The 18,640-nt window shown below is 67.7% G+C and carries 16 protein-coding genes; 12 read left to right on the forward strand and 4 right to left on the reverse strand.

What is annotated here, in order from left to right; genetic code table 11:
* Positions 1–25 precede the first annotated feature (25 nt).
* Positions 26–217: a hypothetical protein gene (locus VF632_RS27045; protein ID WP_331026078.1), complete on the reverse strand. Its 192-nt coding sequence runs from the start codon at positions 215–217 to the stop codon at positions 26–28.
* Between the two features lie 51 nt (positions 218–268).
* Here VF632_RS27045 and VF632_RS27050 point away from each other — a divergent pair, with 51 nt between their 5' ends.
* From VF632_RS27050 to VF632_RS27075, 6 genes are all read left to right on the forward strand, one after another.
* Positions 269–2,530 (forward strand): hypothetical protein, encoded by a 2,262-nt coding sequence (locus VF632_RS27050; protein WP_331026079.1) that lies wholly within the window; start codon positions 269–271, stop codon positions 2,528–2,530.
* Between the two features lie 197 nt (positions 2,531–2,727).
* Entirely contained in the window at positions 2,728–5,598 is a 2,871-nt protein-coding gene (locus tag VF632_RS27055; protein ID WP_331026080.1) for an FAD-binding and (Fe-S)-binding domain-containing protein, read from the forward strand.
* A gap of 60 nt (positions 5,599–5,658) precedes the next feature.
* Complete coding sequence (locus VF632_RS27060) at positions 5,659–5,889, forward strand: hypothetical protein (protein ID WP_331026081.1); 231 nt, start codon at positions 5,659–5,661, stop codon at positions 5,887–5,889.
* A 486-nt stretch (positions 5,890–6,375) separates the two neighbouring features.
* On the forward strand, positions 6,376–6,798 hold the full coding sequence (locus VF632_RS27065) for a DUF6998 domain-containing protein (protein ID WP_331026082.1): 423 nt from the start codon (positions 6,376–6,378) through the stop codon (positions 6,796–6,798).
* Positions 6,799–6,908: 110 nt separating this feature from the next.
* On the forward strand, positions 6,909–7,187 hold the full coding sequence (locus VF632_RS27070) for a hypothetical protein (protein WP_331026083.1): 279 nt from the start codon (positions 6,909–6,911) through the stop codon (positions 7,185–7,187).
* Between the two features lie 62 nt (positions 7,188–7,249).
* Positions 7,250–8,188, forward strand: coding sequence for a hypothetical protein (locus VF632_RS27075; protein WP_331026084.1), 939 nt, complete (start codon positions 7,250–7,252; stop codon positions 8,186–8,188).
* A gap of 108 nt (positions 8,189–8,296) precedes the next feature.
* Here VF632_RS27075 and VF632_RS27080 read toward each other — a convergent pair whose 3' ends face one another.
* Positions 8,297–8,590 (reverse strand): hypothetical protein, encoded by a 294-nt coding sequence (locus VF632_RS27080; RefSeq protein WP_331026085.1) that lies wholly within the window; start codon positions 8,588–8,590, stop codon positions 8,297–8,299.
* Positions 8,591–8,791: 201 nt separating this feature from the next.
* Here VF632_RS27080 and VF632_RS27085 point away from each other — a divergent pair, with 201 nt between their 5' ends.
* From VF632_RS27085 to VF632_RS27095, 3 genes are all read left to right on the forward strand, one after another.
* Positions 8,792–9,034 (forward strand): hypothetical protein, encoded by a 243-nt coding sequence (locus VF632_RS27085; RefSeq protein WP_331026086.1) that lies wholly within the window; start codon positions 8,792–8,794, stop codon positions 9,032–9,034.
* Between the two features lie 231 nt (positions 9,035–9,265).
* The gene (locus tag VF632_RS27090; RefSeq protein WP_331026087.1) at positions 9,266–10,540 is read left to right on the forward strand and encodes a hypothetical protein; all 1,275 of its coding nucleotides are present in this window, start codon (positions 9,266–9,268) and stop codon (positions 10,538–10,540) included.
* Positions 10,541–10,659: 119 nt separating this feature from the next.
* Positions 10,660–12,219 (forward strand): amidohydrolase, encoded by a 1,560-nt coding sequence (locus VF632_RS27095; RefSeq protein ID WP_331026088.1) that lies wholly within the window; start codon positions 10,660–10,662, stop codon positions 12,217–12,219.
* 162 nt (positions 12,220–12,381) lie between these two features.
* Here VF632_RS27095 and VF632_RS27100 read toward each other — a convergent pair whose 3' ends face one another.
* Entirely contained in the window at positions 12,382–13,494 is a 1,113-nt protein-coding gene (locus VF632_RS27100) for a hypothetical protein (RefSeq protein ID WP_331026089.1), read from the reverse strand.
* Positions 13,495–13,885: 391 nt separating this feature from the next.
* Between VF632_RS27100 and VF632_RS27105 the strand changes: the two genes are divergently transcribed.
* The 3 genes from VF632_RS27105 (at position 13,886) to VF632_RS27115 (ending at position 17,808) form a co-directional block, all read left to right on the forward strand.
* Entirely contained in the window at positions 13,886–15,811 is a 1,926-nt protein-coding gene (locus VF632_RS27105; protein WP_331026090.1) for a hypothetical protein, read from the forward strand.
* 365 nt (positions 15,812–16,176) lie between these two features.
* A complete protein-coding gene (locus VF632_RS27110; RefSeq protein ID WP_331026091.1) occupies positions 16,177–16,698 on the forward strand; it encodes a PEGA domain-containing protein in 522 nt (173 codons plus the stop codon).
* Positions 16,699–16,815: 117 nt separating this feature from the next.
* On the forward strand, positions 16,816–17,808 hold the full coding sequence (locus VF632_RS27115; RefSeq protein ID WP_331026092.1) for a heme-binding protein: 993 nt from the start codon (positions 16,816–16,818) through the stop codon (positions 17,806–17,808).
* 84 nt (positions 17,809–17,892) lie between these two features.
* On the opposite strand, the gene VF632_RS27120 is transcribed toward VF632_RS27115, so the two are convergent.
* The gene (locus VF632_RS27120; protein WP_331026093.1) at positions 17,893–18,639 is read right to left on the reverse strand and encodes a LytTR family DNA-binding domain-containing protein; all 747 of its coding nucleotides are present in this window, start codon (positions 18,637–18,639) and stop codon (positions 17,893–17,895) included.
* Position 18,640: the final 1 nt, after the last annotated feature.

Here is an 18,640-nt window from a genome sequence, read left to right on the forward strand (position 1 = left end):
ACTGCCTGCGGCTCAGAGTCCCCCATCACGCCCCCGCCTCAGCGAAACACAGCGTTCCCTTCATTTTTCGATCTGCTCGCCCGGTTTCGGCCAGCAGCCAGTCGTCCCCTGATTGTTTCGCGCGTACAAGGCTGTTGCGGCGCTCGCGCTTGCGCCTTAGATAGGACGTGTCGGAAAACTCTTTCGTTCCGCTCCGCAGTACCTCCTTCCTGTTCATCACCCCTGCATCCGTTTTATGACATCCATCGATTGGACGCTTGTCGCGGCCGTGCTGTACGTCGCGCTTTCGCTCCTGGTCCTGTGGGCCGTGTTCCGCGGGCTCTGGGCCGCCGCTCGTGCGGTGGGCGGCTCGTTCGGAACCAGGGGCACGGTGCTGGCCGGCAGCGCGCGCATCAAGCTGCTGGGCCTGGCGATCAGCGCGCTGCTGTTTACGCCGCTCATCAACCGCCTGGCTCGGGCGGTGCTCAACCTGTTGGTGGCCCTTACCGACCGCCTCCCCCGCCACCTCCTCGCCCACTGGCGCACGCAGGTAGACGTCTGCGATCCCGCGGGGGCGCGCTGCGTCGGTGACACCCTGCTGGTGCTTGCGCAAGCCACGGGCGGGGGGATCGCCTCCGCGTTTCGCGCATCCGGAATTCTGTCCATCGGGTTCGGCTACGTAATCTTTTTTCTGGCGCTCTGGGCGCTGGCCACCCACGCACTGAACGCGATCTTCACACGGGGCAAGGAGGGCAAAGACCTCGACGTGCGCGACCTGCTGGTGGACAAAGACTTCAAGGTCGCCAGGCAGAATTTCCTCTTCTTCCTGATCCTGTTCATCGGCGCGTATCTCAGCCTTGCATCCATCGCCGCCATCCCTGACCTGAGACCCGAAAAGGGGAGCGTTCCCACCGCGTTTTCGTCCGTTACCCTCACGCAGAACCTGGTGAAACAGCAGTTGGCGATCGGGGAGGGGTCACAAAATCTAGACAACCCGCTCGCGCTCGCGGAGCGCATCCTGTACCCAGCCCTCGTTCCGGCCGCCACCGGCGCCACCGCCGAAAACAGGAACCGCCCGACGGGCGAATCTGCGCGGCGTAGTCCCGGGACTCTCACCAGAAAGGGAGCCAATGTCGCCGCCGACACCGGGAGGAACGAGGCTCCACGGATCGCGAGCGACGATCGGGCGCAGGATGGCGCCGCAACCCAAACCACGACGACCGGCGCGGGCCCTCAGAATGCGCAGACGGAGACGGTGGTCGGTGAGGGCCGCGCGGATCAACCCGCGACGACAGCGGAACCGGTGGCGCAACGCGATTCTTCTACCGGAGCCCCGGCTCCGGTAGCTCAGCCCGACTCTGCCACCGGAGCCCCGGCGATCCCGCGCATCAATCCCCGCATTCCGGCGCAGCACAAAACGGCGCTGCAGGCTCAACTGCATGAGCTGCGGCAGGTATGGGGAGATCGAACGGCCGAGCTCGATTCCACGGTCTCCACCCTGAACCGGGAGAGCAGCGAAGCCCGGCTCCTGGCCGCAGCCGCCTACGTGGACACCGACACCACGCGTCGGCTGCGCGAGCAGCGAACGTACTTCCACCGGCTGCAGCGATGGTTCGTGGAGGTGCAGTCGGACCTGCGGGCCGACTATGACGACTCTCGCGTGGATGTGCTTCGCCTGGAGCGCAGGCTGAGGAACTGGAGCATGGCTGCTTCGGGCTACCTGACCAGCGATGCTCCGGATCCCGCGCAGTTCCAGGCGGTTCGCCGGCATGGCCTGCGGTTGAGCGCCGAAGCCGCGGTCGGCGACGAGCGCACGCCCCGTCTCCGCGACCCGCTTCCAGAACGGGGCGAGGGGCTGGGTCCGTTCCAATACGTCAGCGGGTGGCTGCTGAAGACGGATTCCATGCCCCTCACCCTCATCGTGGGGATGCTGGGTTTTGGCCTGCTGGGCGCGGCGGCGTCCACGTTCGTGCGGGAGCAAACGCGGCGCGAGCGCCGGGAATCCGCCTGGATTCGGCGCTGGCAGCGGGAGTACGCGAAGCGGCCGCCCTCCGACTCGCACAAGGAAGCCGCGGCCGATGCCGCCGCCAAGGCCGATGCCGCAACCCCGGACAGGCCGTCGCAGCCTCTGGTGCTCAACCTGCCCAGCGTAGTGATCCGGGGCGGCTCTGCCGCCATCGTCGTGTTCCTGGGCATCATGGGCGGCCTGTCGGTGCTTACGCAGGAGGCCGAGCCCAACCCCTACGCCCTGCTGTTCACCTGTCTGGTGGGCGCCGTCTTCAGTGAGAACGTCTGGCACTGGGCAGAGAAGCGCTTCGGGCTGAACCTGGGCGGGGAAGAGCCGGACGAGGCGGATGGGTCCGGCAAGAAGGGCCTGGACGCGAAGAGATCCGGCGACACGGAGGAGGATGGCGGGCAGGAGGGTGAGGGCGTAGAGGAAGGGGAAGGCGGGGAGAGCGGAGAGGAAGGCGGTGACAGCGGAGAGGGCGGCGGCGGCGAGGGCGAGAGCGAGAGCGATACGAGGGGCGGTGGCGGCGACCCCAAGCCCTGAAACCTGAGCGCCACCCATCGCGCCCGCCGAGCACTGTGCTCGGCGGGCGCGCCGCTTCTATCGAGATCGCTCGCTACCGTCCCGCTGGCCCGGTGCGTGCCGCAGCAGGCGCGGCATCGTATCTTCTTCCAAACGCCCGGCGCAGCGGCGGGGTGCCATCCCGCCTTCGCCCGCACGGAACTCGACAACCACGGCACATGCTCGTCATTCAGCCCGACGCAAAGGGAGCCCGCCTGGAGCGCGCCCTCAAGGAGCGCATCCGCGGCGAGGTTCGCTTCGACGCCAAGTCGCGCCTGCTCTACAGCACTGACGCCTCGCTCTACCAGATCCTCCCCGTGGGCGTCGTGGTGCCCCGCGACGCGCAGGACGTGCAGAACGCGGTGCGGCTGGCGGCGGAGAACCGCGTTCCTGTGCTTCCGCGCGGTGGCGGGACGGCGCTGGCGGGGCAGACCGTGGGTCCCGCGCTGGTGCTGGATTTCGGCAAGTTCATGAACCGCGTGATCGAGATCGACCCCGACCGCCGGCGCGCGCGCGTGCAGCCGGGCGTGCGGCTGGATCGGCTGAACCGCGCCGCGGCGCCGCACGGGCTGACCTTTGGGCCGGACCCGGCCACCATCCGCCAGTGCTGCCTGGGCGGGATGATCGGCAACAACTCGTGCGGCGCGCGGTCTCTCGTCTACGGGAAGACGGGCGACCACGTGCACTCGCTGGACTGCGTGCTTCACGACGGCGGCGGCGCGCACTTCGGGCCGGTGGGGCGCGACAGCGTGGAGGGGATGGCGGGCGTGGAGGGCGAGCTGGCGCGAAAGGTCCTGGGGCTGCTGGAGCCGGAGCGCGAGCGCATCCTTTCGCGCTATCCCAAGGTGCCGCGCCGCGTTTCGGGCTACAACCTCGACGCCATGCTCGAGGCGCCGGAGCTGAACCTGGCGCACCTGGTCGTCGGGTCCGAGGGGACGCTGGCCACCGTCGTGGAGGCCGAGCTGGGGCTGGTGCCCGTGCCTCCGCATCGCGCGCTGGTGCTGCTGAGCTTCCGCGAGCGGTTCACGTCCTTCGACGCCACGCCGCACATCCTGAACGAGGCCGGCCTTTCCGCACTGGAAATCGTGGATTCGCGGGTGATGCAGGGCGCGCGCGAGCTGCTGGACTTCCGCTCCACCGCGTTGATGGCATCGCCAGACGCGCTGGGCGTGCTGTTCTGCGAGTTCAGCGGGGAGACGGCGGACGAGGTGGCCGAGCTGGCGCACGACTTTGCGCGGCGCGCCCCGGGGCTGCCGGGCCGTCCCGCGGCGGCCGTCTACCTTTCCGCGCGCGAGCAGACTGCCGCGTGGGCACTGCGCCAAGCGGCGACGGGGCTGCTGTATCGAACCACCGCGCATCGCGACATCAAGCCGCAGGAGTTCGTCGAGGACACCGGCATTGCGCCGGAGAAGCTGGGCGCCTACACGCGCCGGTTCGAGGAGATCGTCGCGCGCAACGGCACCACGCTAGGCTTCTTCGGGCACGCCGGGCAGGGCTGCCTTCACATCCGCGTAGACCTGAACCTCAAGCGCGGCGAGGACGTCGGACGGATGCAGTCCATCGCGCACGAGGTGGCGGAACTGGTGGTGGAGTTCGGCGGATCGCTTTCCGGCGAGCACGGCGACGGGCTGGCGCGCAGCGAGTTCCTGCCGATCATGTTCGGGCCGGAGATCATGGAGCTGCACCGGCAGGTGAAGCGCGCGTGGGACCCGGAAGGCCGCATGAACCCGGGCAAGATCGTGCCGCCCGTGCAGCGGATGAGCGAGAACCTGCGCTTCGGCGAGGCGTATCGCGCGCATCCGCCGGAGACGTGGTTCGACTACTCGGAGGACGGCGACTACGCCGTGGCGGTGGAGAAGTGCAACGGCATGGGCGTCTGCCGAAAGCTGGACGCGGGGACCATGTGCCCGTCGTTCATGGTGACGCTGGAGGAGCAGCACAGCACGCGCGGCCGCGCGAACGCGCTGCGCGAGGCGATGACGGGCAGCCTGCCGGGAATGCGCAGCAAGGAGGTGCTGGAGTCGCTGGACCTGTGCCTGCAATGCAAGGCGTGCAAGACGGAGTGCCCCGTGGGCGTCGACATGGCGCGCTACAAGGCCGAGTTCCTGGCCCAGCACCACCGCGAGCACGGGGTGGACCGCAAGGCGCAGTTCTTCGGGCGCATCCACGACGTGGCGCGCGCGGCATCCATCGCACCAGGGTTCGCCAACTTCGGGAACAAGATGTTGTCGGGGATGATCAAGCGGATGGGCAGCATCGATCCGCGCCGCGACATGCCCACCTTCGCGCCGGAGCCGTTCCGCCGCTGGTTCAAGCGCCGCCCGCAGCCCGCGACGGCCGATCGCCCGACGGTGATCCTGTTCGACGACACCTTCAACGGCTTCTTCGGCACCGAGCCGCTGAAGGCCACCGTGACGGTGCTGGAGCGCGCCGGCTTCAACGTGCAGCTGCCGAAGACGCAGGTGTGCTGCGGGCGCGCGGCGGTGAGCAAGGGGCTGCTGGACCACGCGCGCGACCTGCAGACCACGCTGCTGAACACGCTGGCGCCCGAGGTGGAGAACGGCGCGTGGATCGTGGGCGTGGAGCCCAGCTGCATCCTTACGCTGCGCGACGAGCTTCCCGACCTGGTGCGCGACCCGCGGACCAAGTCGCTGGCCGCGGCGTCGGTGACGCTGGAGGAGTTCCTGGCCAGCCTGCCGGACTGGAAGCCGGGGCGGCTGGACGCGCGCGCCGTGGTCCACGGCCACTGCCACCAGAAGGCGCTGGTCGGCATGGAGCCCACGCGCCAGGTGCTGAGCCGGGTGGAGGGGCTGGAGTTCGAGATCCTGGACAGCGGATGCTGCGGGATGGCGGGCTCGTTCGGCTACGAGGAAGGCCACTACGACGTAAGCAAGGCCTGCGGCGAGCGCGTGCTCTTTCCCGCCGTCCGCGGTGCCTCGGCCGAGGACCTGGTCGTCGCCCCCGGCTTCAGCTGCCGCCACCAGATCGCCGACTTCTGCGACAACCGCCGGAGCCTGCACACGGCGGAGCTGCTGGCGATGGCGGGGTAACTGAGTCGCGCGCTTCCTGAGCAGCAACCATCCGCGTAAACCTCAACCCGGGACTTGGCCATGACGTGCAGCACCATCATAGGAACCTGTTTGGTCAATTCGAACATGATCAACCGGCTTGAGGATGCGGAGCGTACTGTAGAGCAGGTTTTCCGCGATGAGTTCCCTCGCGAAAGCTTCGCTGAGTGGAACAGGGAGCTTGACGATCAGGTCGCGCGGCAGATCATCAACAGTGTTGGGCGGGCTTCCCGCATCAACGTTCGGATGTTCATTGAGGATCTGCGGAGATAGCTCCGGATAGCGCGCAAGTTTAGGCGTCAGACACTGCCAGCAGATCTGATTCGTGCGACAACCATTGATCGCTGCACACGGCTGAACTGCTGGCGGCCTGGGTATGATGTGCTATTACGAGAACTCGGAGAGTCTATGGCATTCGTCCAGACTTGGGCCGCTCTACAGGCCCACTTGGAACCCGGCACAACGATTCCGAATTGGACTGTCCACAGCGGGGTCATCGGCGAGCCGTTCAAGATCGCCAGCATCAGCGCCAACATGGTCATGGTCGATGCGCCAGGCGCGATTACCCTTCAGTCGGTCAGGCGTACAGACGTCGAAGCCGTGTACGAGAGGTGGGACGACTATCTTCGTCGCGAGATTCCACGAAAGACGTTCAACCCACTCACGCGGGAATCAAAGTACGTTATCAGTATCTTGAGATGGTTGCAGGACCGATCAGGTGGAAACTTGCCATAAAGTTTCTCTGATCCCACAACTAAAATGCAGATGCCGAACACCTCCGAACGTGTGTTCGAGCTTCTAGCCGAGGCTAAGAAGCTCGCGGAAGAGTTCCGCCAACTCACCGGTAAACCACTCGGTATCACAGGTGAGGTAGCAGAGTACGAAGCGGCTCGGCTCCTCGGGCTAGAACTCTCCACTGCCCGACAGCCAGGTTACGATGCAGTCCTGCATACACCTGACGGTGAATGGCGCTTACAGATCAAGGGCCGGTGTGTACCCGATGCCTCCAGCCCGAGTCAGCGCCTCGGCAGTATTCGACTGGAGAAAGAGTGGGATGCTGTTTTGGTGGTTCTGATGGACGAGGATCTCGACGCCGTGGAAATCTACGAGGCGGATCGGGACGCCATCGAAGCCGCATTGCTCGCACCAGGTCTAAAGCGCGAAACGAACGTGGCGCGCTAGCAGTAAGCAAGTTCAAGTCAATCGGCCGACGTGTCTGGGCACGAACGTCAAGGTAGGCGCCAGCATGGCTCGGCCCCTCGGAGCGCGCGCCATCACAGGGCCTGGTCAGCATGGAGCCCACGCGCCAAGTGCTGAGCCGGGTGGAAGGGCCGGAGTTCGAGATCCCTGACAGCGGATGCTGCGGAGTGGCAGGCTCGTTCGGCTACGAGGAAGGCCCCTACGACGTGAGCAAGGCCTGCGGCGAGCGCGTGCTCTTCCCCGCCGTCCGCGGCGCCAAGGCCGACGACCTGGTCGTCGCCCCCGGCTTCAGCTGCCGCCACCAGATCGCCGACTTCTGCGACGAGCGCCGGTCGGTGTCCACGCCGGAGTTGCTGGCGATGGCGGGGTGACCTCACAGCCCCAACGGGTCGATTAAAGGCGTATACTCCATCCTATTCCGGAGCGCTAGCACATGCCACAGCAGGGCTTGATATTCCGAGTGCTCGTAGCTTCACCGGGCGACTGCGTTGACGAGAGAAGAATCATCCCTGAGGTGATAGCAGCGTGGAATGCTGTGCATTCCGTCGCGAGCGCCGCTGTCATCGAACCAGTCTTGTGGGAGACGCATGTCCGGCCGGCGATGGGAGACCGGCCGCAGGGCATCATCAACAAGCAACTCGTCGAACGCTGTGATCTGCTCATCGGAGCTTTTTGGACGCGGTTAGGCACACCAACCGGGGTAGCCGAATCCGGTACCGCTGAAGAAATCGAGCAGTTTCGTGCGGCTGGTAAACCAGTGCTCCTGTACTTTTCATCTGCTCCCGTGGTACCAGAAAGTCTGGATCAGGATCAGTATCGAGCATTGGTCAGCTATCGTGAGCGTCTGGCACGAGATGGTCTCTATTCTCGATACGATTCTTTGGGTGAGTTTCGGGAGCAACTCCAGCGGCACATTGCCGGGACGATGATCGACCTTCTACAAGCGGCGGATCCACAGCATTCCGTTGCTCCGTCGCCGAATGCTGATCCGTTGGCTGAACAACGTGCGGCGGTTCGCGAATTTCAACTGCAGTTCGGTGCCTTTCTGCGAAGGCTTACAGCTGAATGGGTAGCTGAACGCGACAGCCATCCGCACAGTATAGACGAAGGCAAATACATCCTCGCGCGGGCAGCGGATGAGGTTGCGCATTTCCGCAGCATGATTACAGATGATTCATCTGGTGTCTCAGGGATACTTGATGATGCGGGGAAGCGTTTGCGTAGCCTTCGAAAGCACATGCTCTTCCTGGATGGGGGAGCATCCCGGCGGGAATTCTGGGCAGAAGGCGACGCGGTACTGGAAGCCCTGAACTCAGCCTACGATCAAATCACTCAGGTTCTTGGCGAAGGAGACGCGCCGAGTTCAAGTTGAATCCACCGATTGCTCCGAGGGTGCCAAAGGCGGTGTCGTGTTTAACCTCTGGATGCGGATCCTGCGGGATGGCAGGCAGCTTTCGTCCGAGCAGGGCCACCCCGAGGGTTAGCCGGCCCTGCGGCGAGCGCGTGGTGCTTCTCGCGATTCAGTCGCCACGCGCGCGTTAGTCAAGGATGCATTATTTTCCGCTAGCACCGTATCCGCTGTCGCCGCACAAGCATCCCGCAGGTCGTCCGCAAACTCCAGCACGGCCTCAGCAACCAGCAAATCCATCGACATCTCGCATTCGGAGACGTAGCGGGAAAGCTTGATCGAGGAGTACGCGACGGCTTCCAGAGCGCCAAAGCGATCCGACAGCATCTCCAGCAGGCGTGCGGGTGAGGCTCCCGTTGTGTTCATCGCATCCTCCTTATTGCTTGCGCCTCCGGCGGAGGATGCCTATCGTGTAGACATCCCGATCAGCCATCCGGCGGTTGGGAGATAGAGGGCAGTCGCGAACTCTTGGCCGGGTGAGCGACTGCCCTTCCTTGTCTCTGTATGGTAATCCGCCTACTCGATTTTGTCAACGGATTCCCGTACCGCTTGTTGGAGGGGTGACGCGTGGGTGAATCGGAAAGGCTGCAGAAGCTGGTTCAGGAGATCATCCGTGAGAGCGAGCTGCCGCGCACCCTGCTCGCGAGGGATGCGGAGATCAGCCGCGCGGCTATCGAAGCGTGGCTATCTGGTAATCGCAATCCTACGTCCCAAAGCGCGGAACAACTGGCCGCGGGACTGGAGCGCCGGGCGACGCGGCTCCAGTATCTGGCGTTCCGGCTCCGCAACCGACTGGAGCAGGATGGATGATCGGGTGAACAATTTTGTTTACCAGGCGAACTGAACGGGGTTTCCGCGCGTAACGGATCGGCCGATCAGCGTACCATGTCGCGCCGGGACTTGGGAGCGCGCGCCGCTGGCCACCACCTCGGAGTCGTCGCGAAGCGGACGGACAGCCGCCATTGTGGTAAGGCGAGTGCCACACCCGTATACTACTTGTCTCGCCGGCGGTCCCTTCCTCCCGCAGCAGGAACCACTCGCATGAAACAGCTGCTCACCCTGCTGCTGTGCGCGGCCGGCTGTACGGCCCACGCCGTGCCGGCAGGCCCGCCCGCCCCCGAATCGGCGCCCGCCCGCTACCTGTACGTGTGGGCCGGCGACGCCGACGAGAAGCACCAGGACTTCCTGGCCGTGGTCGACGTTCAGCCCGGCAGCGCCACCTACGCGCAGGTGATCGCCACCGAGCCCGTGGGGCTGACGGGCTCCATGCCGCACCACCTGGAGTACGAGCTTCCTGGATCCGACCGCCTGCTGTTCGCCAACGCGCACCACCACGAGCAGATCCTGCTCTTCGACACCCGGGAGGCGGAGCGGCCGCGGCTGGCCCGCACGCTGCCGCCGCCGGCGCCGCTGCGCTATCCGCACGACTTCTTCCGGCTGCCCAACGGCAACGTGCTCGTGGGCTACCTGCGCAGCGAGGGTCCCAGCCCGGAGCCGGGCGATACCACCATGCCGGGCGGGCACGGCGGAATCGCGGAGCTCGACCCGGAGGGCCGCCCGCTCCGCACCGCCAGCGCGGCGGACCCGGCCTGGACTGTGCCCATCCGCCCCTACGCCTTTGCGGTGCTCCCCGAATCGGACCGGGTGGTCACCACCAGCGCCGGGATGATGGAGCACAGCAGCGCCGACGTGGTGCAGGTCTGGCGGCTTTCGGACCTCGCGCTGCTCCACACGCTGGCCGTGCCCCCCGCCCGGCGACAGGACGGAAGCGTGCTGCCGAAGGGGCACGAGCTCCCCTTCGAGCCGCGCGCGATGCCGGACGGGAGCGTGCTGCTGAACGCGTTCGGGTGCGGCCTGTACCACCTGACGGGCATCGGCACGGACGCGCCGCGGCTCCGGAACGTGTACACGGTCGAGCTCACAGGCGTGCCGGCCGACCGCAGGGGTGCCTGCGGCATTCCGGTCGTGGTCGGCCCCTACTGGGTGATGCCGGTGGGCCGGATGAACATGCTCGTGACCCTGGACGTGCGGGACCCCGCGCGCCCCGTGGAGGTTTCGCGCCTGGTGGCGGATACCCTCTTCCGGCCGCACTGGCTGGCGAAGGACCCGGGCTCGCAACGGCTGATCGTGGGCGCGGAGACCAGCGGTGAGGAGCGCATGCTGATGGCGCGGGTGGATCCCGCCACCGGGCGCCTGTCGTGGGACGACTCGTTCCGGTCACCGGACGGCAGCCTGGGCGTGAGCTTCCGCCGTGAGCGCTGGCCGCACGGCGACACCGGCGAGGCCTTTGGGCACGCGGCGCTCTTCCGGCCCTGAGGCACGATTTCGCGCATTCATCCGGGGGCTCAGCACCGAGACCCCGTCCGGCCCTACCGGAGACTCTCTTGACCCTCTCCCGGATCACAGCGTGCCTAGCGCTCTCCGCCGCGCTTTCGATGCCCGCGACGGCGCAGTCCGGTGCGGCGCCGCCGGACTTCATTCTGACCGGAGGGAAGGTCTTCACGGCGGATTCCGCGCGCCCGTGGGCCCAAGCGCTCGCCATCCGCGGCGAGCGCATCGTGGCGGTGGGCACCAACGAGCAGGTGGAGCGGCTCGCCAGCCCGGCCACGCGCCGCATCGCCCTGGGCGGACGCGTGGTCATCCCCGGCATCAACGACGCGCACGAGCACGTGCCCGACGTGGCGCTGCCCGGCGCGTTCCGCACCGGCCCCTCGCCCACGCCGAATCCCGAGCTCGGGCCGGTGCTCGACTCTATCCGAGCGCTCGCCGCCCGAACTCCGCCGGGAACGTGGATCCAGACCACCATCGGCCTGGGGATGCTGAACGACCCGGCCGCGCGCCGCGCCGCGCTGGATTCGGCGGCGCCGCATCACCCGGTGCTGCTGTGGACGTGGTGGGGGCACGGCGCCGTGGCGAGCAGCACCGCGCTGCGCACGCTGGGAATCGCGGACGACGCGCCCGATCCGCCGGGCGGGTGGTACGAGCGCGATGCCGCGGGGCGGCTCACCGGGCGCATGGACGAGTACGCCGAGTACGGCGCGCTCCGCCGGCTGTACTCGTTTCTCCCCGACACCGCGCTGGTGTTCAGCCTGCGCCGCTTCGCCGACGAGTCGCTGCGGATGGGCGTAACCTCCGTGCAGAACATGGCGAGCAACGCCGAGGCCGCCCAGACGGTGCGGGTGTTCCGCGCGGCGGCACTCCCCATCCGGGTGCGGCTCATCCGCTGGCCCATTCCCTCGGCTCGCGCTCGCCTGGAGCGGGAGTGGGACGCGGCCGATCCGCACCCGGCGCCGAGAGTCACGGTATCCGGGCGGAAGTGGGTGATCGACGGCACGCCCAACGAAGAGCTGGCGCTGAGGCGCACGCCGTATCCGGGCCGCCCCGGGTGGTACGGCCGCCTGAACTTTCCGCTGGATACCGTGCGCTCCATCCTTGCCGAAGGGCTGCGGCCGGGCGCGCCGCAGCTTCACCTGCACGTGGTGGGCGACAGCGCGACAAAGCTGGTGCTGGCGCAGATGGAGGCGCTCGCGCCGGCTTCGGCGTGGCGGGTGCGGCGGGTGCGCATCGAGCACGGGCGCGGGATCGTGGGTACGCAGGTGGACCGCGCCCGGCGGCTGGGGATCATCATCGCCCAGCCACGGGCGGGCGCGCCGCTGGCAACGTGGCGCGCGGCCGGCATTCCGCTGGCCTACGGATCGGACGGGGTGGCGAGCCCCTTCCACAACCTGATGGTCGCCACGTCGCCGTCCGACGCCCGGGAGGCGCTCTCGCGCGAGCAGGCCGTGACCATGTACACGCTGGGCTCGGCGTACGCGGAATTCGCCGAACGCGACAAGGGCAGGCTCGTGCCGGGAATGCTCGCCGACCTTGCCGTCCTCTCCCAGGACATCTTCACGGTTCCCGCCGAGATGCTCCCCCATACCGTGAGCGTGCTGACCCTCGTCGGGGGCCGCGTGGCATATCAGGCAGCCGACTTCTCGGCCGCGGCGCCCTGAATCGCGCGGATCGGCGGGCCTGGCATGCCGGAATCCCGCCGTGCGGACGCTATCCTTCGGGCACACGTACCGTATGGGGAACGGGAGGAGAGCCCCGCAGACGCAAACCGCCGCCGAGCCGGGGCTCGGCGGCGGTTTGCGTTCCCGCGGGAACGCCTGCCGCTACTGCGCAACGAAGCGGTACGCGTTGTTCTTCCAGGTCCACACCACCACCGCCGCGTGCTGGAAGATCTTGGGCTGGCCCTCCTGCACGATCTCCCTGGCCACCGTGCCGACCACGTCACCCCACGAGTTGATGGAAACGGGGAAGCAGAGCGGAGCATCGGGAACGGGCGACCGCAGCTTCTGCAGGCCGTACTCGCGGTACCACACCGCGGACCCGCAGGTACCGTCGGTCCCGGCGGAGATGCCGTTGCCCACCAGGACCACTTCACCCCAGTCGTTCACGTCCTTGGCCAGGTAACCGCCGGGCAGCGCAAGCGTCTCGCCCTGGGGCGTCCGCAGGAAGTTCACCCCTCCGCCGTCGTACCCGGCGATGTGGCCGTTGTCGCTGATGGCGAGTCCCCGGCCCCCGCCCATGTCCTGAAAGCCGTTCGCGGGTGTCCACAGGAACCAGTCGGACGACGCCCCCCGAAAGTGTTTGCCCAGCGAGCCGACGACCGCGCCGGAGCTGTTCATGTCGAACGCTTCACCGCGGGTGTTCGCGGGGAGCAGGTACTGGAATCCGTCTTGGTAGTGCCAGCGGAACGCCCGCGGAAGGTCGGAGTTGTCGCCCGGCAGATATCCGGTGCCCACGATCACCGAGTTCTCGTTGATGTGCGTCGCCACGCCGATGACCTGCACCTGGTTGGGCCCGCGAAGGTACACGCCCGTGCCGTCCGGCTCCCACGCCACGGCGCGATACTCGGAGTGCCCAACGCTCTGCCCCCAGCCGTTCCTGTTCAGCGCGATGCCGCCCGCCCCCGGCGCGGGTTCGCCCAGGGTGGTGGTCTTCGTACCGCCGCTCTTGCTCCAGGTGAACACCGAGGGGGCGCCCGCCGCGTCGCGGCGTCCCTGCACGCGCGCGTCTTCCGTTACGCGGAACACCTCGGGCTGCCCCGCCCCGGAGACGTTCAGCACGAACGAGCAGCGGCCGGAGCAGCTGGTGCTGGCCGCCATCGCGGTCATGGGGTCTACCGGGCCGGTGGGCTCCGACCCGACGTTGCCGGTGGGTGAGCCGTCGCAGCCCGTGATAGCGAGAGCGGCGACGGCGGCGAGCGTGGACCTGGCGCGCATGGATACCTCCCTGTGTGTACTCCTCCCCGACCGTGGAGCAGGCCACGCAGGCAATCGGTGTGCCGTATGTTTATCGCCACGGCGCGTACAAAACGAGCAGTTCCACGGCAGTAGCGCTGCGGTTGGGGATGTCGGCGAGCACCTGGCCAGCGCCGGTGCACAGCGGCACGTAGTCGCCCGCGCGCCCTCGATGCGGTGCGCGTCGCGCATGGATCGGGGACCATCTCGCCCCGTCGGCGCTCCCGGCTGTTCCGCGCGAAATCCACCGAATCGCGTCGGCTGCGCGCGATGGCGCTTGCCCTACATTTGGCGCGACCCCATTCATTCGCGACGATCGTTGAGCAGGCCGGCTTGATTTCCTCCTGCATTCACTTCCCGGAGCCACCCCCCCATGGCCAATCAGAATTTCGCGGGCACCGTCCAGTCGGGCGGCACGGGGCCCGTCGCGCCCCTGCCGGGCTACACCGTCACGCTGTACCGCGCCACCCCGGCCGCCCCCACCCGCCTCGGGAGCGCCACGACGAGTGAGGACGGCAGCTTCTCCATCCCGCTCGCGGAGGACGAGACGGAGAGCATCTTCTACGCGACGGCGGTCCGCGAGGGGGCCGTCCTGGCGACCATCGTGGGGCCGCGGATCGGGGACGAGGCCGTGATCAACGAACTCACCACCGTGGCCGCGGCGTTCAGCATGGCGCAGTTCACGGACGGGGCCGCCATCGCGGGAAGCGCGTTCGGGCTGCGCATCGCCGCGATGATGAACGAGAACCTGGTCGATCCACGGACGGGGGCGTCGTCGCAGGTGCTGCTGTCTCCGCCCAATGCCGACCAGACCAATGCGCTGCGCTCCACTCGCTCGCTGGCCAACCTGTTGGCGGGGTGCGTGCGCGGCGTGCCCGGCGCGGAAGACCGGCTGATGGAGCTCGCCACGCCCGCCGGCGGCGCCCGGCCCGGCAACACCTTCCAGGCGCTGGCGAGTATCGCCCAGCATCCCGCCAACAACGCAGGCCCCCTGTTCAACCAGTCGCAGGGGGTGCCCACGGTGTACTCGCCGCCGCTGTTCAGCGCGCCGAACGCCTGGACGCTGGCCGTAAAGGTGAACGATTCGGGGGATGACCAGTACATGTTCGGCGGGCCGGCCAACATGGCATTCGACCGGAACGGCTACGCCTGGATCGCCAACAACGTGGTGCAGGGCACGCCCAACTCGGGAAACTTCGTCGTCGTGCTCAAGCCGGACGGAACGCCGGCGGACGGCCGGGACGGCACTCCGAAGTCGCCCGTGTCCGGCGGCGGACTGATCGGGCCCGGCTGGGGCATCACCATCGCCCCGAACGGCAACGTGTGGGTGGGCAACTTCGGCTGGGGCGATCCCGACACGCAGTACCCGGTGAATGGCACCGTGTCTGCCTTTGGCCCCGATGGCACGCCGCTGTCGGGCGACGCGGGCTACGGCGGCGGGGGCCTGGACCGCCCGCAGGCCACCGTGGCGGACGCGGAGGGGAACATCTGGATGGCCAGCTTCGGGAGCGGCGACGTGGTGGTGTTTCCCGGTGGCGACCCGGAGAAGGCGGTTTCGCTGCCCAGCGGCGACGAGCCGTTCGGCATCGCCTTTAGCCCGGACGGGGACGCGTGGGTTTCCAACAGCGGCGGCCTGGGGTGGCCGAAGGTGGGCGACGGGAGCGTTACGCGCTACCGCCTGGAGGACGGCGCGCTGACGCAGACGCTCGACGCCGTCACGGTGGGCGCCGGGTGCAAGGTGATCGCGACGGATTCGCTGGGGAACGCGTGGCTCGCCTCGGGCGCGGACAGCAGGGTGTACCAGCTGAACCCGGAGGGCGAAGTGGTCGGCGCGTACACGGGCGTCGGCGGGATGGACGCGCCGTGGGGCCTGTGCGTGGACGGGGACGACCACGTATGGGTGGGCAACTTTGGCGCGCTGGGGCTGGAGAGCGACTACACGTACGCCGGGCTCACCCGGCTGGCGGGCGCCAACCCCGCCACGCGCCCCGCGGGGCTGAACGCGGGCGACGCCATCTCTCCCCCCACCGGCTACACGCTCCCCAGCGCCGGGCAGCCCGTGCTGCTGCACAATGGCGATCCGGTCTACAAGGACGGCACGGAGTGCTACAGCCCGCTGATGCGTGCCACCAGCTGCCAGATCGACCAGGCGGGGAACGTGTGGGTGGTCAACAACTGGAAGCCGCGCTTTCGCACGAACTTTCCGACCGACACGGGCAACCCGGGCGGCGACGGCGTGGTCATCTTCATCGGCCTCGCCAAGCCCCCCGCGTGGCCCTGGGCCGAACCATCCTCCTGAACCGGGCTTCTCCGCCGGACCCATCGCGACGGTGCCCGGCCGGCGGAGCTCACCACCCCCCCGATGATCGGCGCCGTCCTTTCCGGCCGGTCGTGGGCTGTTCAGGACACCCACTCGACAACGCGGCCCAGGGACGATAGTTTGCCGCCCGCTTGGTCCTCGTAGCTCCCGAAAACCGCTCTTCCCCGACCCACGACCCACGACCCACGATCCAGTACGCGCCCCCTGTTTGGGGCCCTATACCCGCGAAGCGTACATCGACGCTCGCCTTGTCGGGGCGGTCCACGCTCCGCCGTTCACGGCGCTCGCTTGCCTGAACCCACCGGTTCGTCACGCGACGCCACCCCCGCTCCAGGAGATGGTTCATGCGAAAGAAGATGATGTTGGCCCTCGTCCCCCTTACGGCCCTGGCGCTGAATGCCTGCGCCACGCTGTTCACCGGCACCAAGGACACGATCAACTTCAACTCCAATCCGGCCGGCGCGACGGTGCTGATCGACGGGATCGAAGTCGGCAAGACGCCGATCACCGTTCCCGTGAAGAGGAGCCTGTCGGGCAAGACCGTCATCCTCCGTATGGCCGGCTACCAGGACCGCACGTTCGAGCTGAGCCAGGAGTTCAACGTCGTCAGCGTGCTGAACCTGGCCAGCATTCTCGGGTGGGGGATCGATGCCGCGACCGGCTCCATCATGAAGTACGACCGCAAGGACTACCAGATGGACCTGGAGCGGCGCACCAGCATGGCGCAGCAGCTAGGGGTTCAGCACGTGGTTCTGATGGACGAGCTCGCCCGGGACGCCGAGGGGAACAGCATCATCCCGCAGGTGTTCGGCGGCAGCATCGCCATCGTGGACACGCAGACTCAGCAGGTCATCGTCGCCAAGTAGCAGTGCCGCGGGTACGCTGGTGGTAGGCGTAGAGCACCGACGCCCGTCAGGACATCGATTCCTGGCGGGCGTCCGTGCGATCCGCCTGCCCCGTGCAAGATCCCCATCCGACAGAAAATGATTGACACCGTGGCCGGCGGCACCCTACTCTGTCTCTGCAACACTCTGTTACAGCCCCCCAAACATCCACGGAGCCCATTCATGCAGATCAAAGGACAACAACGATCGCTCGAGTTGCCGCAGTTCGTTCGCCTCGCCCCCGCCGAGATCGTCCCGGAGCTCGGTCCGCTCGCGCGCCTCGTTGGCACCTGGACCGGCAGACAGGGGTGGAACCTGATCGCCGTGCCCACCCCCCGCAGCAAGCCCGAAGGTTTCACACTCCTCATCCGGCCGTACTACGAGACCATCACCTTCACCCCGCTGGGCGTGATGGTTCCCGACCGCGGCGCCTCCGAAATCCTGAACATCAACGGCCTGGAGTACTCGCTGAAAGTGAGCGACCTGGTGACGAACGAGCCGCTGCACCTGGAGAACGGGATGTGGCTCTACGCACCGGACCCGCAGGATCCGAATGCGCCGACGATCGTGCGCCAGGCCGCCATCCCGCACGGCAACTCGGTGCTCGCGCTGGGCAACTCGCAGCAGTTCGACGGGCCGCCGACCATTGCCGAACTCAACACCCTTCCCGTGGGCAGCCCGGACCCGCCGCGGCTTGGCTACACCGACGTGTACCTGCACCCGGAGCTGCCCCAGGTGCCGGGGCTGCCGCCCTTCAGCACCGCGGACGCCAACGCCGTGCTGCGCACGGCGATCGAGGGCCAGGACATTCTGAACACGTTGACGATCTCGGTTTCGACGCAGCCGCCCAGCGGCGGCGGCGGGATCGTGAACATCCCGTTCATCCAGAAGAACGCCAACGCCACGACTTTCGAGGCCATCTTCTGGATCGAGACGGTGAAGAACGACGCAACGGGCGAGACGTTCGACCAGCTGCAGTATTCGCAGCAGACAAACCTGGAGTTCATCAAGTGCGGCAGCGGGTGCAGCCCGGACGGCAGCGGGCTGATCGTGTGGCCCCACGTCAACGTCAATACGCTGGTCAAGCAATAGCTACCGCAGGCGGGGCGTGGAACCCCCACCGTTCCACGCCCCGCCGGGCATCCCGCACAGCCGCTGTCCCTCCGCCAATCGCCGTCAGCGCACCATCTCGCGCAGGGACTGGGAGCCGGCGCGGCTGGCTACCACCTCCGAGCCGTTGGCGAAGCGGATGGACAGGCGCCGCTCGTCGTAGGGGCGGATGGCGGAGATGTGGTCCAGGTTCACGATGTGCGCCCGGTGCACGCGCCGGAAGCTCGCCGGATCCAGCCGGCGCTCCAGCTCGTTCAGGCTGATGTCGGCCAGTACCTGGCCAGCGCCGGTGCACAGCGTTACGTAGTCGCCCGCGCCCTCTATGCGGTGCACGTCGCGCATGCTCACGGGCACCATCTCGCCGCGCCTGCGCACGAACAGCCGCTCTAGGTACGGCTCCGCGGCGGGGACCTGCGGTGACGGCGCTGTCGGCGCTGTCGGCGCTGTCGGCGGGGCGGCCAGGCGGCGCGCCACCCGGTCCACCGCGGCCTGAAAGCGCGTCCATCCGAACGGCTTCACCAGGTAGTCGTACGCCTCTACCTCGAACGCGCGCAGGGCATACTCCGCGTACGCCGTCGTGAACACCGGCGCGGGGCGGTGCGCGGCGCGGTCCAGCACCTCCAGCCCGGTGCACTCCGGCATCTGAACGTCCAGGAACACCACGTCCGGCGCCAGCCGGTCGATCAGCTCCACCGCGGCCATCCCGCTCTCCGCCTCGCCCACCAGCTCCAGGCGCGGGTCGCGCTCGATGAAGCGCCGCAGCCGCTGCCGGGCCAGCGGCTCATCCTCCGCGATCACCGTCCGCAGCGCCATC

Origin of the sequence: Longimicrobium sp. (assembly GCF_036388275.1) — a bacterium.
Classification (GTDB): domain Bacteria; phylum Gemmatimonadota; class Gemmatimonadetes; order Longimicrobiales; family Longimicrobiaceae; genus Longimicrobium.

What these genes read in the sequence shown, in the direction of transcription:
- VF632_RS27095 (WP_331026088.1), top strand. Translation starts at nt 10,660, where the DNA reads ATGCCCGCGACGGCGCAGTCCGGTGCGGCGCCGCCGGACTTCATTCTG.
- VF632_RS27115 (WP_331026092.1), top strand. Translation starts at nt 16,816, where the DNA reads ATGATTGACACCGTGGCCGGCGGCACCCTACTCTGTCTCTGCAACACT.
- VF632_RS27120 (WP_331026093.1), bottom strand. Translation starts at nt 18,639, where the DNA reads ATGGCGCTGCGGACGGTGATCGCGGAGGATGAGCCGCTGGCCCGGCAG.
- VF632_RS27100 (WP_331026089.1), bottom strand. Translation starts at nt 13,494, where the DNA reads ATGCGCGCCAGGTCCACGCTCGCCGCCGTCGCCGCTCTCGCTATCACG.
- VF632_RS27055 (WP_331026080.1), top strand. Translation starts at nt 2,728, where the DNA reads ATGCTCGTCATTCAGCCCGACGCAAAGGGAGCCCGCCTGGAGCGCGCC.
- VF632_RS27065 (WP_331026082.1), top strand. Translation starts at nt 6,376, where the DNA reads ATGCAGATGCCGAACACCTCCGAACGTGTGTTCGAGCTTCTAGCCGAG.
- VF632_RS27060 (WP_331026081.1), top strand. Translation starts at nt 5,659, where the DNA reads ATGACGTGCAGCACCATCATAGGAACCTGTTTGGTCAATTCGAACATG.
- VF632_RS27105 (WP_331026090.1), top strand. Translation starts at nt 13,886, where the DNA reads ATGGCCAATCAGAATTTCGCGGGCACCGTCCAGTCGGGCGGCACGGGG.
- VF632_RS27070 (WP_331026083.1), top strand. Translation starts at nt 6,909, where the DNA reads ATGGAGCCCACGCGCCAAGTGCTGAGCCGGGTGGAAGGGCCGGAGTTC.
- VF632_RS27090 (WP_331026087.1), top strand. Translation starts at nt 9,266, where the DNA reads ATGAAACAGCTGCTCACCCTGCTGCTGTGCGCGGCCGGCTGTACGGCC.
- VF632_RS27045 (WP_331026078.1), bottom strand. Translation starts at nt 217, where the DNA reads ATGAACAGGAAGGAGGTACTGCGGAGCGGAACGAAAGAGTTTTCCGAC.
- VF632_RS27110 (WP_331026091.1), top strand. Translation starts at nt 16,177, where the DNA reads ATGCGAAAGAAGATGATGTTGGCCCTCGTCCCCCTTACGGCCCTGGCG.
- VF632_RS27080 (WP_331026085.1), bottom strand. Translation starts at nt 8,590, where the DNA reads ATGAACACAACGGGAGCCTCACCCGCACGCCTGCTGGAGATGCTGTCG.
- VF632_RS27075 (WP_331026084.1), top strand. Translation starts at nt 7,250, where the DNA reads ATGCCACAGCAGGGCTTGATATTCCGAGTGCTCGTAGCTTCACCGGGC.